Annotated in this window: 11 protein-coding genes; 9 read left to right on the plus strand and 2 right to left on the minus strand. The window is 63.1% G+C overall.

Features of this window, described 5'->3' with window-relative positions; translation table 11 throughout:
• Positions 1 to 73 precede the first annotated feature (73 nt).
• From prsT to GTP69_RS01640, 3 genes are read left to right on the plus strand one after another with little or no spacing between them, the layout of a single operon-like run.
• Complete coding sequence (gene prsT, locus GTP69_RS01630; protein ID WP_161053234.1) at positions 74 to 2,623, plus strand: XrtA/PEP-CTERM system TPR-repeat protein PrsT; 2,550 nt, start codon at positions 74 to 76, stop codon at positions 2,621 to 2,623.
• A gap of 5 nt (positions 2,624 to 2,628) precedes the next feature.
• Positions 2,629 to 4,584, plus strand: coding sequence for a hypothetical protein (locus tag GTP69_RS01635; RefSeq protein WP_161053235.1), 1,956 nt, complete (start codon positions 2,629 to 2,631; stop codon positions 4,582 to 4,584).
• Positions 4,581 to 5,345 (plus strand): S1 family peptidase, encoded by a 765-nt coding sequence (locus GTP69_RS01640; protein WP_161053236.1) that lies wholly within the window; start codon positions 4,581 to 4,583, stop codon positions 5,343 to 5,345. Before GTP69_RS01635 ends, GTP69_RS01640 begins: the two co-directional genes overlap by 4 nt.
• On the opposite strand, the gene GTP69_RS01645 is transcribed toward GTP69_RS01640, so the two are convergent.
• Both GTP69_RS01645 and GTP69_RS01650 read right to left on the minus strand, forming a co-directional pair.
• Positions 5,314 to 6,057: an N-acyl amino acid synthase FeeM domain-containing protein gene (locus tag GTP69_RS01645; protein WP_371867762.1), complete on the minus strand. Its 744-nt coding sequence runs from the start codon at positions 6,055 to 6,057 to the stop codon at positions 5,314 to 5,316. The genes GTP69_RS01640 and GTP69_RS01645 overlap by 32 nt on opposite strands.
• 90 nt (positions 6,058 to 6,147) lie before the next feature.
• Positions 6,148 to 6,747: an XrtA/PEP-CTERM system exopolysaccharide export protein gene (locus GTP69_RS01650; RefSeq protein WP_161053237.1), complete on the minus strand. Its 600-nt coding sequence runs from the start codon at positions 6,745 to 6,747 to the stop codon at positions 6,148 to 6,150.
• A gap of 124 nt (positions 6,748 to 6,871) precedes the next feature.
• Between GTP69_RS01650 and GTP69_RS01655 the strand changes: the two genes are divergently transcribed.
• From GTP69_RS01655 to GTP69_RS01680, 6 genes are read left to right on the plus strand one after another with little or no spacing between them, the layout of a single operon-like run.
• Positions 6,872 to 8,395, plus strand: coding sequence for an XrtA system polysaccharide chain length determinant (locus tag GTP69_RS01655; RefSeq protein ID WP_161053238.1), 1,524 nt, complete (start codon positions 6,872 to 6,874; stop codon positions 8,393 to 8,395).
• A 10-nt stretch (positions 8,396 to 8,405) separates the two neighbouring features.
• Positions 8,406 to 9,140, plus strand: coding sequence for an XrtA-associated tyrosine autokinase (locus GTP69_RS01660; RefSeq protein WP_161053239.1), 735 nt, complete (start codon positions 8,406 to 8,408; stop codon positions 9,138 to 9,140).
• On the plus strand, positions 9,133 to 10,650 hold the full coding sequence (locus GTP69_RS01665; RefSeq protein WP_161053240.1) for a TIGR03016 family PEP-CTERM system-associated outer membrane protein: 1,518 nt from the start codon (positions 9,133 to 9,135) through the stop codon (positions 10,648 to 10,650). Before GTP69_RS01660 ends, GTP69_RS01665 begins: the two co-directional genes overlap by 8 nt.
• A gap of 12 nt (positions 10,651 to 10,662) precedes the next feature.
• On the plus strand, positions 10,663 to 11,808 hold the full coding sequence (gene wecB, locus GTP69_RS01670) for a non-hydrolyzing UDP-N-acetylglucosamine 2-epimerase (RefSeq protein WP_161053241.1): 1,146 nt from the start codon (positions 10,663 to 10,665) through the stop codon (positions 11,806 to 11,808).
• A complete protein-coding gene (locus GTP69_RS01675; RefSeq protein WP_161053242.1) occupies positions 11,805 to 12,635 on the plus strand; it encodes an XrtA system polysaccharide deacetylase in 831 nt (276 codons plus the stop codon). Before wecB ends, GTP69_RS01675 begins: the two co-directional genes overlap by 4 nt.
• Positions 12,635 to 13,669: a FemAB family XrtA/PEP-CTERM system-associated protein gene (locus tag GTP69_RS01680; RefSeq protein WP_161053243.1), complete on the plus strand. Its 1,035-nt coding sequence runs from the start codon at positions 12,635 to 12,637 to the stop codon at positions 13,667 to 13,669. The genes GTP69_RS01675 and GTP69_RS01680 overlap by 1 nt, the downstream gene beginning before the upstream one ends.
• The last annotated feature ends 4 nt before the right edge of the window (positions 13,670 to 13,673 follow it).

Raw genomic sequence — 13,673 nt, forward strand, 5'->3', positions numbered from 1 at the left:
GCTTGGCCGTTTGAGGTCGATCAACGAGTGCCGCGCCGATCGTTCCTACTCTAGGGTTTTCGAGGAGATTGTCATGGCGTTGTTGCGTGTCTGGTGGATGGTGCTGTTGCTGGCCGCTTGCAGCCGCACGCACAGCGAAAATGATCTGATGGCGGAAGCCAGCAAATACATGGCGCGCGGCGAATCCAAGGCTGCGGTGATCCAGCTGAAGAATGCGTTGCAGCAAGCGCCGTCCAACGGCCAGGCGCGCTTGATGCTGGGCCAGCTTTATCTCGATACCGGCGATGTGCAATCCGCCGACAAGGAACTGCGTCGGGCGCTGGAGCTGGGCGTCAATCCCGGCGCGGTGCGGCCCTTGCTGGGCAAAGCGTTGCTGCAACTGGGGCAATATCAAAAACTGCTGGACGACATTCCTGCCGACGAGCAGCAGCCGCAGTCGCAGGCACTGCGCGGTCATGCGCTGCTGGGCCTGAACCGGCTGGACGAGGGCCGCGCGGCCTTTGCGCAGATCATGCTGCGCCATCCGGATAGTCCGCCAGCACTGTTGGGCCTGGCACGGCTGGCGCTCATGGAAGGCAACCGGGAAGACGCGCTGGCGCAGGTACAGAAAGTACTGACCCAGCAGCCCGACAACCTCGACGGACTGCGGCTCAAGGGCGATATCCTGCGCATGTTGAACAAGAACGACGAGGCGTTGCTGGCCTACCAGCGCATCCTGCAACTGAATCCGGTGCAATTGCAGCCGCATGTGGACATCGCCAATCTCTACATCCAGTCCGGCAAGCTGGCGGAGGCGCGCAAGGAACTGGTCATCGCCCGTCAGTCGCAGCCCAACAGCCTGATGCTGATTTATACGCTGGCCTTGCTGGAGTTCCGTGAAAACAAAATGACGGCGGCGCAAGATCACCTGGCGATGGTGCTGCGTGCAGCGCCCGAACATTTGCCGAGCAACCTGTTGATGGGCGCGGTACTGCGCAGCAAAGGTTCTTACACGCAGGCGGAGCAGCATCTACGCAAATTCCTGGAAGCCAATCCCGGCCATGCTTACGCCAGCAAGCTCCTGGCGTCCACGCTGCTGAATAGCGGTTCGCCGCAACAGGCGCTGGCGATTGTCGAGCCGATGTTTGACAGCCAGCAGCAGGACCCGGAAATGATGTCGCTGGCCGGCGAGCTGTACATGCGTTTGCGCCAGTACGCCAAATCGGCGGAATATTTTGAGCGCGCCAGCAAGTTGTCGCCGCAGGCGCCGATGGTGTACGCGGCACTGGCCATGAGTCATATGGGGCTGGGAGACAACCAGCGCGCCGTGGCCGAACTGGAGCATGCAGCCGGGCTGGACAGTAAATCATCCCGGGTCGCCACCTTGCTGGTACTGAGCCAGGTTCGTAACCGGCAATTCGACAAGGCGCTGGAAACGGCCAAGCGGCTGGAGGTGCAATCGCCGCAGAATCCCATGGTGCAAAACCTGAAAGGCGGTGTACTGCTGATGATCAAGGATCTCCCTGCGGCGCGCGCCAGCTTTGAACGGGCGCTGGCCATCGATCCGCTGTTCATTCCCGCGCTGGATAACCTGACCAATATGGACTTGAAGGAAAACAAACCGGAGCTTGCCCGCAAGCGCATGGAAACCATACTGGCCAAGCATCCGAACAACGTCGATCTGCTGACGGCGCTAGGCGATTTCGCTATCAGCCAGGGCCAGCTGAAACAGGCGCAGGCATGGCTGGAACGGGCCGCGCAGGTGCAGCCGGATGCACTGGAGCCATCGATGAAACTGGCACAGTTTTACTCCCGCAATAACGAGGTGCAGAAGGCGCTGCTGCTGGGACAGAAGCTGCTGGCCACCAATCCCACCAATCCACAGGTGGTGACGCTGGTGGCGGCCTTGCAGTCGCGCGTGGGCCAGGGCGACGCCGCGCTGGACAGCTGGAGCAAACTGGCGGCGCTACAACCAAACTCGGCGCTGATACAACACCAGCTGGCCGGCGCGCGCGCCGAAGTCAACGACAAGGAAGGTGCGATGCAGGCACTCAACAAGGCGTTGACGCTGTATCAGGAAGCCTACGACAAGCAACCCAGCGGGCCGGCCCTGCTGGCACTGTACGGCGCGCTGATTCAGGCCGGCAAGACCGAGGAGGCGCGTTCACGCGTGCAGCAATGGTTGTCCACGCACGCCAGTGACGTCACCACCCGGGTCTATTTTGCCAGCAGCCTGTTGGCACAGAAAGACTATCCGGCTGCCGCCGCGCAGTTCGAACAGGTGCTGAAGCAGGTGCCGATGCAGCCGGTGGCGCTGAATAACCTGGCCTGGCTGTACCAGCAACGGCACGATCCGCGCGCGCTGGACCTGGCTCAAAAGGCGCACAACATCGCGCCCAACAGCGCCACCGTTACCGATACGCTGGCCTGGATTCTGGTTGAACAAGGCCAGCTCGACCGCGCGCTGCCGCTGTTGAAGCAGGCAACGGCGCAAGTGCCCGACAATGCGGAAATCCGCTATCACTATGGTGTGGCCCTGTCCAAATCCGGCGACAAGCGCGGCGCACGCGAACAGCTGGAACCATTGCTGGCAGCGAAGGGCTTCGAACGCCGCGACGCCGTACTCAGCTTGCTGGCGCAATAAAGCCTATGTCGGTACGCGTCGCTTGCGCCAAGACGGCGGCGGTCGGCTTCCTGGCCAGCCTGGGCTGCTCGCTTGCCGTCTATCCGCTGGCGGGACACTGGCTGCTGCCCGTGCTGGCCGCCTATGGATTGCTGCTCTGGTGGCGGCCGGCATTGTGGTTGCTCGCCCTGCCCGCGCTGTTGCCGATATTAGATCTCGCGCCGCTGACCGGCTGGTTCTTTCTGGAAGAAATCGACCTGCTGCTGATGCTGACGGCCGCGATCACCTACTGGCGCCTGCCGCCCGACACCGCCGATCTGCCGCACTGGCCGCTGCTGTTCCGCCTGGGGCTGTTCCTATTGGCGATAGCCTGCGCGACAGGCTTATGGCGCGGCTTGCAGCCGCTGTCATCAGTAGACGTGAACACCTTCAACAACTACCTGAGTCCCGCCAATGCCCTGCGTGTCGCTAAAGGCTGGCTGTGGACGCTGGTGCTGTTGCCGCCGCTGCGCCAGGCTGCCGGCGCCCAATGCCAGGGAATACGAGATTATCTGCTGCCAGGCATGCTGTTGGGCCTGTTGATGGTGACGGCTGCGGCCATCCGTGAGCGCATGCAATTTCCCGGACTGCTGAACTTTTCCAGCGACTACCGCATCAGCGCCCCCTTTTCCGCCATGCACACCGGCGGCGCCGCGCTGGACGCTTATCTGGCGCTGAGCACACCCTTGCTGGCGGTCTGGCTGTTGGAACGTAACGCGCCGTTACGCAACGTCGCCGCCCTTGCCCTGTTGCCGTTGGCACTGTATGCCGGGCTGGCGACATTTTCACGCGGACTGTATCTGGCGCTGGCAGTCGCCATCATCATCCTGACCGCCGGTGTGGCGCTGCGCCGGCCGCTGATCCTGTTGACGGGGGCAGCGATATTATTGCCGCTGGACGTCGCTTTCCGCGTGGGCGGCTACCGCCTCTACGCGCTGCTCCTGCTCTTGATCAGCCTGATCATGGTGGCCGCCAACCGGCGTCGCGCGACGATGGCCCTGGCCGGCCTGCTGGTGCTCAGCCCGATGGTGCCGATTTATCATGGCTATTACGTCAACCAGCGCTTTAGTACCGTCACCAGCGACTGGTCCGCCCGCCTCCGTCATTGGCGACAGACACTGGCAATGATGGACGATGACGCCGTCACGCCATGGCTCGGCATGGGACTCGGCACGTTTCCGGTGACCTACTTCTGGCGCAATCCCCAGCGCGAAGTGCCGCCCAGCTATCAATTCGTGGATCAAGGGCCGAACCGGCATGTGCGGTTGGCCGCCGGCGAATACGCAGCGGGCTACGGCGAGCTGCTGCGTCTGCTGCAAACGGTGCATATCGTCCCCGGCCAGCACTACATGCTGGGCGTGGATGTCTGGAACAATGGGCCGCCCGGCTTTTTGCAAGTCAACTTGTGCCAGCGGCAGTTGCTGTACCCGCAAAGCTGCGTGGTAACGCCACTGCGCCAGATTCCGCACGCGCCGGAGTGGCAGCGTTACGTGTTCCCGCTGCATGCCGGCATACTTGGCAGCGATGGCCTCCCCGTCAAGCTGGAAATCGCTGCGGAAGGCCAGCGGGCGATGCTTGATATCGACAACATCAGCCTGCGCACCGTTACCGACGGCCATGAGCTGCTGCGCAACGGCAGCTTTTCCGACGCCAACAACTACTGGTTCTTCAGCAGCGACCGCAACCACCTGCCCTGGCATATCAAGAATCTCGGCCTTAACCTGTATTTCGAAATGGGCTGGCCAGGCGTGCTCAGCTACACCCTGCTGCTGCTGGGTGCGGCTGCCACTGTGCTGCGGCAGGGCGATACCGCCTGGCTGGCCGCGCTGGCCGCCTTTCTCGTCGTCGGCCTGTTCGACAGCCTGATCGATGTCCCCCGAATCACCCTGCTGTCGACGCTGTTGCTGTGCGCGGCAGCTTTGCAAGCAAGGAATCCATCATGACCACGTTATACCGCCTGTTGCTATTGTTCAGCCTGCTGACCAGCAGCGCCCGCGCCGACGACCTGATACAGATGATCGAGGCAGTCAAACCGTCGGTGGTCGGCATTGGCAGCCTGCAGCAGACGCGCGGCCCCGCTGTCAGCTTTATCGGCACCGGTTTCGTCATCGGCGATGGTTACACCGTGGTCACGGCGGCGCACGTCGTCAACGACCTGGTCAATAAAGGCCAGACCGCCACGCTGGGCGTGCTGGTGCGTAGCGGCGAAACCGCGCATTTCCGCGCCGCATCGCTGATCGCCATGGACAAGGACCATGACCTGGCGCGTTTGCGCATCACCAAAGGCAGCGCCTTGCCGGCACTGCGCATTGGCGATTCCAGCAAGGTACGCGAAGGCAAGGCGCTGGCCTTCATGGGCTTCCCGCTCGGCATGGTGCTCGGCTTGAACCACGTGACGCACCGCTGCATCGTCTCCGCCATCACGCCCTTGGCCACACCGGCGATCACCGCCAAACAGCTGGACGGCAAAACCGCCCAGATACTGCAAAAGCCCGTCTACGCCGTGTTCCAGCTGGACGGCACGGCCTATCCGGGCAGCAGCGGCAGCCCACTATTCGATCCGGCCACCGGCGAGGTGGTCGGCGTGGTCAACATGGTGTTCGTCAAGGGCGTGAAGGAATCGGCGATCACGGCCCCCAGCGGCATCACCTATGCGATTCCCGCCAACTATCTCAAGTTGCCCCCGACAACAGACGGCCAGTAATACCGGGTTCGTCCCAGATCGGGAAAAAGTACGGATAGAACGAGCGTTCATTGCCATGCTGCTCCATCAGGCCGCCGAATTTCCGGATCTGCTCGCCCATATACTCCAGCTCCAGCCGCAGCAGCACGGCCGGCGCGCCGACCCGTGTACAGTCACGGGTGCCGCCAAAGTCGCGAAAACCCAGCATGCGCTTGTAAAACATCACGTGGCGCGGGTTCACTTCAATCACATAGTCGGTATAACCATGGATGTTGCGGGCATAAATATAGGAAATATGGATCAGCGCGGCAAACACGCGCTTGGAAACGCCTTTGTCGATGGCCAGGCGGGACGGTTCGCACAGGCGACGGTGCTGCCCGCGCAGGTCATCCAGTTTGTCGCGGAAATTTTCATCGGCCGGCAGGCCGATTTCGTCATTGTCCAGACACAAGGACATGGTGCCGACCACCTCGCCGCCGGTCTCGGCAAACAATGTGATCTTGTTGGGAGCGTGAATCGCGGTGGGATCGACTGAATAGCCCCGCCAGCCATACATCTTTTTCAGCAGCAGGCTGGCTGCTTCGCGTCGCCCCTGCGAATTGGCCATGCGGATGTGAAAAATTTGCTGGTCCAATGGGTGGTCTAACGCGGCCTCGGCCTTACCTTCGCCGACAACGAGGTCGCGCATTTCGCTCTCGACCTCGAAAGAAACAATAGCATCGTCATAGTGCACGGTTGGCTTCCTATCAGGTGGATGTATTCATGAGACACCACGCTGAGTTGAAGAGTTCCCGCAATTTGAAATTTATTTCTGCATCCCCTGCTAGAACCATCCTTCCGGTATCACCAGAATATCGCCCGGAAGTACCGCCACGTTGGCGGAAATATCGCCGTCACGCAACAAATCTTGCAAGCGCACGGGCACGCTCTGGCGCTGCCCGTCCACCGTGCGGATGATGTTGGCCTTGTTGCCTGCCGCAAAGTCGGTAATGCCGCCGACCGCGATCAGCACATCCATCAGCGACATGCCCTGGCGGTAGGCCAGCGCCTGCGGCCGCGCCGCCTGGCCGATCACCCGGATCTGCTGCGTGTACGGGCCGACAAAGCTGGTCACGATCACCGTCACCATCGGCTGCTGAATGTATTTACCGAGCGCCTTTTCAATATCGCGCGCCAGTTCGGTGGCGGTCTTGCCGGCCGCCTGCAAATCCTCCACCAGCGGCGTGGTGATTTTGCCGTCCGGCCGCACCGGCACGCTCAGCGACACCTCCGGATTACGCCAGACATTGATATTCACCGTGTCGCCGGCGCCAATCTGGTAATCGCCCTGTAGCGGCACCGGTGGCGGCTCATCCAGCGAGCCGCCGCGATGGGCACAGCCCGCCAGCAACATGGTCAACAGCCAACAAATCAACGCACGCATGATATTTCCTCCTCATCGCCATGATTCAGAAATCTCGCCGCCCTCTACTTGATATGCCTCAACGACTGTCCAGTTGAGAAAAATATAATTTGAGTCCTGCCGTCCCTTACTGGAGAGTTGCAATATGGAGGAGCTCATCAGCCAGCTGGTATCCAGCCTGAAAGGGATCTGGAAGTATCGCTGGTACGCCGTTTCCGCCGCCTGGCTGGTCGCCGCGCTGGGCTGGGCCAAGGTGGCCATGCTGCCGGACGACTACCAGACCACCGCGCGCGTGTTTGTCGACACGCAAAGCATACTCAAGCCCCTGCTGGCGGGCATGACCAGCATGCCCAACGTCGAACAGCAGGTGTCCATCATGAGCCGAACCTTACTGAGCCGCCCCAATGTCGAGCGCGTCATGCGCATGGTGGACCTGGACATCAGCGCCCGCACGCCGCGCGAGCAGCAACAGCAACTGGATGAGCTGATGAACAAGATCCGCATCAACGGCACCGGCAACCTCGACATTTACACCATCACCTACAACAACCGCAATCCGCGCATCGTGCGCGACGTGGTGCAATCGCTGCTGACCATTTTTGTCGAAGGCAGCTTCAAGGGCAAGAGCGGCGAAACCCGCAAGGCCGTGCAATTCATCGACGACCAGATCAAGCTCTACGAAGACAAGCTGTCGACGGCGGAAAACAGCGTCAAGGAATTCCGCCTGAAGAACAATGGCCTGCTGCCGCGCCAGGGCATCGACTACAACAGCCAGCTGATGCAGTCGTCCGACGCGCTGAGCGCCGCCCGGCTGGAACTGGCCGAAGCCGAACAGGCCCGCAACGCCATCAGCAACCAGATCACCGGAGACGAGCCCATCCTTGGCGCCGACCTCAATCCGTCCGCCATCGACAACCCGGATCTGGATGGCCGCATTTCCGCGCTGAACAAAAACCTGGATGCGCTACGCATGCAGTACACCGAACTGCATCCGGACATTGTGGCCGCCAAGCGGCTGGTGGCGCAGCTGGAAGCGCGCAAGGTCGAAGAAAGCAAGCTCAAGCAGAATGGCGATCCCGGCAAGAATTACAGCCCCATGTTGCAGCAGCTGAAAGTGGCGCAGACCGAGGCCGAGGCCCGCGTCGCCGCCATCACCGCCCGGGTACAGGAATACACATTGCGCCACCAGCGCCTGCTGAGCCAGGCCAACGCCGTGCCGGAAATCGAGACCGAGCTGGCCCAGCTCAACCGCGACTACCAGATCAACAAGGAAAACTATGAAAAACTGATCGGCCGGCGCGAGGCCGCCAAGCTGTCCGGCGACCTCAGCTCCACCACCGAGATGATGTCGTTCAAGATCATCGACCCGCCCACCGTGCCGCTGACGCCGATCGGACCCAACCGGGTTCTGCTGTACACCATCACACTCGGCGCCGCGCTGCTGACCGGCGTCGCCGTGGCGTTGCTGATCAGCCAGGTACGGCCGACCTTCCTGAGTCCGCAGGAATTACGCGACCGTACCGGTCTGCCCGTGCTGGGCACGATCGCCATGAACTGGACCCCGGCTGAGAGAACCAAGTGGCAACGCGGCAAATACGCGTTTGGCGCCGCCCTGAGTTGCCTGTTTGTCGCCTACGGCGGCGTGCTGGCGTCCGCCATACTGCGCTGAGGAAACCGCCATGTCCACGCCCCCACGCCACGTCGAGATCAATCTCACCCGTCTGCACCAGCTTGGCATGGTGACGCAGGACGGCGGCCGTACCTCGGTGGCCGAAGACTTCCGCATGATCAAGCGGCCACTGCTGCGCAATGCGCGCGGCGGCGACGATGTACCGCCGCTCCGCCACGGCAACCTGATTGTCGTCACCAGCGCCATGCCCGGCGAAGGCAAGACCTATTGCGCCGTCAACCTGGCCATGAGCATCGCCATGGAAATGGACATCACCGTGCTGCTGGTGGACGCCGACGTCGCCCGGCCGTCGGTCCTAAAAGTGCTGGGTCTGCCGCCGGAACCGGGCCTGATGGACATCCTGCTGCGCGACCAGACCGGTCTGGCCGACGTGATCCTGAAAACCAATGTGCCGACGCTGAGCATCCTGCCGGCCGGACGCGCCAACAAGCACGCCACCGAGCTGCTGGCCAGCCGCAGCATGAGCCGCTTGTTGACGGAAATTGCCGAACGCTACGCCGATCGCATCGTCATTTTCGACTCGCCTCCGCTGCTGATGACCACCGAAGCCAGTGTGCTGGCCGCGCAAATGGGCCAGGTGCTGCTGGTGGTGGAGTCCGAGCGCACTACGCAACACGCCGTCAAGGAAGCGCTGCGACACCTCGAGCAGTGCGCCAGCGTCAACCTGGTCTACAACAAAAGCACCGCCTTTCCGGGCAGCGAATACTATGGTTATTATGATTAAGCTGCCTCTGCGCGGCTCTCCCGGCCTGACCATGCTGGTATTGCTGAGCATGCCCAGCGTGGCCGCCTCCGCCACCTGGGACGTCACCCCCACCGTTCGGCTGCGCGAAAGTTATACCGACAATATGAACCTGGCGCCACCGGACCAGGCGCGCGGCCAGTTCATCACCGAAGTCTCGCCCGGCGTGCTGGTCAGCACCGATGGCCCGCGCCTGCAACTGGCCCTGGCCTACACGCTGCAAAGAGTGGCCTACACCCGCCAGCCCGATCGCACCAGCCAGCAACTGGACGCCAACAGCCACGCCGAAGTGCTGGCCGACTGGCTGTTTCTCGACGCCCGCGCCGGCATCACCGAGCGCAACGTCTCCGCGTTCGGCCCGCAACTGATTGATCCGACCATCACCAACAGCAACAGCAGCACGGTCCGCACGCAGTCGATCAGCCCGTATCTGCGCCACTACTTCCGGGGCCTCGCCACCGCCGTGCTGCGCTACGACTATCAGCACGCCGGCAGCGGCGGCCTGCTGGACGTGCGCAGCACCGGGGCCACGCTGCAACTGACCGGCGATAACGGCGGCCGCGGCTGGAACTGGGATCTCATCGTGCAACGTACAGAGCTGGACGACGCCGCGCTGGCGCCCGTCACCATGAGCAACGCCGCGCTCACGCTCAGCTACCCGTTCAACAGCAGCCTCGCCCTGTTCGCCACCGCCGGTTATGAAAAGCAGGATTACCACTCGTCCAGCGCGCAACCGCAGGGCCGGTTCGGCACGCTGGGCGGCGTGTGGACGCCATCGCCGCGCACCCGGCTCTCGGCCAGCATCGGCCACCGTTTCTTCGGCAAGACCTACGCGCTGGACGCCAGCTACCGCCTGCGCAGCATGTTCTGGAGCCTCAGCTATAACGAAGACATCACCACCACGCACGGCGAATTCTTCAGCGTCCGCCCCGACGGCCTGAGCGATTTCCTGTGGGATCTGTGGGCCACGCGTATTCCCGATCCACAATTGCGGCTGAAGACGATCCAGGTATTCCTGGCCATCTCGCAAATGCTCGGCACCGACGGCAACGTCAACTTCTTCAGCCATCGCTACTACCTGCAGAAGCAAGCAAGACTGTCCGGCGTCTACAGCACGCCGCGCAGCGCGCTGGCCGTGCACCTGGCCACCACCGGCCGCACCGGCCAGACCACCAACGCCATCGACAGCGTGCTGCTCGGTCCCGACCAGCTGAGCCTGACCGACCGCACCCGCCAGACCAGCCTGCAGGTCGGTTGGAACTGGCGCATGTCGGCGCGCGGCAGCCTGACCATCGGCGCCAGCCACAGCCGCGCCAAATCGCTGACCACCGGCCGTGAAGACCGCAACAGCGCGCTGACCGTCGGCCTGACGCGGCAATTGTCCAACCGCATCAGCGCCAGCGCCGACCTGCGCCATGTGCGCCACACCAGCACCGCCGGCGCAAATTACCGCGAAAACGGCATTGGCGCGTCGGTGGTCATGTCGTTCTAACCGGAGCCTGCCATGTCCCGTCCCTACCGTATCGCCTGCGTGGTCGCCGCCCGCCCCAATCTGATGAAGATGGCGCCGCTGCTGCGTGCCTTTGCCGCGCCGGAAACCCAGGTGGAAACCGTGCTGGTCCACACCGGCCAGCACTACGACGCCGACATGGACGGCCAGTTCTTTGGCGCACTGGAACTGGCCGCGCCGGATTTCCGCCTGGAGGTCGGCTCCGCCAGCCATGCCGTCCAGACCGCCGAAGTGATGCGCCGCTTCGAACCGGTGCTGGCCAAGATCGCGCCGCACGCGGTGCTGGTGGTGGGCGACGTCAACTCCACGCTGGCCTGCGCACTGACCGCCGCCAAGCAAAATATTCCGGTGCTGCATGTCGAAGCGGGACTGCGCAGCTTCGACCGCGCCATGCCGGAAGAAGTCAACCGCGTGCTGACCGACCACATCTCCGAGCTGCTCTTCACCAGTGAAGCCAGCGCCACCACCAATTTGCTGCGCGAAGGCCTGCCGGCGCACCGCATCCACTTCGTCGGCAACGTCATGATCGACACGCTGCTACGACAGCTTCCCGCCGCCCCCAGCGCCGCCGAAGTACTGCGCCATGCCAACCTGGCCGGCTTCGTCCCCGACGGCGGCCCCTACGCGCTGCTGACCTTGCATCGCCCGTCGAATGTCGACGACCCGTTACGCCTGCGCGCGCTGATGGCCACCATGGCCAGGCTCAGCGAAGACCTGCCGGTGCTGTTTCCGCTGCACCCGCGCACCCGCGCGATGTTGCACCAGCACGAGCTGGCCGGCATGCTGGACGTGCCGCGTCTGGCCTGCCTGCCGCCGCTGTCCTATATGAATATGCTGGGCCTGATGAAGCATGCCTGCGTGGTACTGACCGATTCCGGCGGCGTGCAGGAAGAAACCACCGTGCTGCGCGTCCCCTGCCTGACCTTGCGCGACAACACCGAACGCCCGGTCACCGTCACCGAAGGCAGCAACGCCATCGCCGGCCGCGATCCATCGGTGATCCTGGCGCTGTGCCGTGACATCCTGCGTTTCGGTGGAAAATCCGGCCGCATCCCGCCGTACTGGGACGGCCAGGCCGCCAGGCGCGTCGCCGCCGTCACCAGCAACTGGCTGCAAAGCCGGCGGGAGCGGCGGCCATGAACGCGCTGACCGTCGATGTGGAAGACTACTTCCAGGTATCCGCCTTCGCCTCCCGCATCGCGCCTGCGGACTGGCCCGCCATGCCCTGTCGCGTCGAGCGCAATGTCGACCTGATCCTCGGCTTGCTGGCCGCGCACCGCGTCCACGCCACCTTCTTTACCCTGGGCTGGATTGCCGAGCGCTATCCGGCCTTGGTGCGGCGCATCGTCAGCGAAGGCCACGAACTGGCCAGCCACGGCTACGCCCATCAGCGCGCCAGCCAGCAGACGCCGGCGGAATTCGACCACGACATCACCCTCAGCAAAAAACTGCTGGAACAACTGAGCGGTCAGCCGGTGCTGGGCTACCGCGCCCCCAGTTTTTCCATCGGCCAGAACAACCTGTGGGCGCTGGACAGCCTGCTGCAAGCCGGCTACCGCTACAGCTCCAGTATCTACCCGATCCGCCACGACCATTACGGCATGCCGGACGCACCGCGTTTTCCCTGGCGTCCGCGTGGCGAACACGGCCTGCTGGAATTACCCGTCAGCACCGTGCGCCTGCTGGGACGCAACCTGCCGGCCGGCGGCGGCGGCTATTTCCGGCTGCTGCCCTACGCCGCGTCGCGCTGGGCTTTGCGACGGATCAATTCGCACGATGGGCAAGCTGGCATATTTTACTTTCACCCTTGGGAACTCGATCCCGGCCAGCCTGTGATGGCAGGCATCAGCCGGAAGACCCGGCTGCGCCACTACCTCAATCTGCACCGGATGGAGGCGCGCATCAACCGCTTGCTGGGCGATTTTCGCTGGGGACGCATGGACCGTATTTTTCTGGGAAAAGCATAATGTCGCACTACACCGTCGGGCTGATGGGATCGCAGGACCGCGCGCGCTGGGACGATTTTGTCCTACGCTGCCCGGACGCCAGCTTCTTCCATCGCGCCGGCTGGCAGCAGATCATGGAAGAAAGCTTCGGCCATTCCACCTGGTTCATGTACGCCGCCAATCAGCAGGGCGAGATTCACGCCGTGCTGCCGCTGGCGCAGGTCAACAGCCGCTGGTTCGGCAATACCCTGTGCTCGCTGCCTTTCTGCGTCTACGGCGGCATTGCTGCCGATAGTCGCGACGCCGCCGATGCAGTCGATCTGGCCGCGCAACAGCTGGCTAACCGGCTCCAGGTCGACCATCTGGAATATCGCCACCGCCAGCCTTACCATGCCGACTGGCTGCACCGCAACACCTACGCCACTTTCCGCAAACACCTGCATACAAACGCCGAACAAAACCTGCTGGCGATTCCACGCAAACAACGCGCGATGGTGCGCAAAGGGATAGCGGCCGGCCTGTCCAGCGTGATGGAGACCGATACCCGCCGATTTTTCGACTGCTACGCCCGCAGCATGCATCACCTTGGCACGCCCATGTTCAGCCGCCGCCACTTCCAGCTGTTGCAGCAAGTGTTTGGCGCCGACTGCGAAGTGCTGTGCGTTGAACACGCCGAAAGCCCGGTGTGCGCCGTACTCAGCTTCCGTTTCCGCGACCAGATCCTGCCCTACTACGGCGGTGGCGGCGCCCAGGCGCGGGTCCTCGCCGGCAACGACTTCATGTACTGGGAAGTGATGCGCCGCGCCTGCGCCGCCGGCTGCACGCTGTTCGACTTCGGCCGCAGCAAACATGGCACCGGCGCTTTCGCCTTCAAGAAAAACTGGGGCTTCGAACCAGAAGCACTGCACTACGACTACCAACTGCACCGCGCCAGGCAGCTGAAGGAAGTGCAGCCGCTTAACCCGCGCTACCAGATGCTGATCAAAGCCTGGCGCTTGCTGCCGCTGTCGGTGGCTAACCTGATCGGACCGCATATCGTGCGGCAACTGGGATAGCCAC

Source organism: Duganella levis, from assembly GCF_009857605.1.
In the GTDB taxonomy this organism is placed as follows: Bacteria; Pseudomonadota; Gammaproteobacteria; order Burkholderiales; family Burkholderiaceae_D; genus Rugamonas; species Rugamonas levis.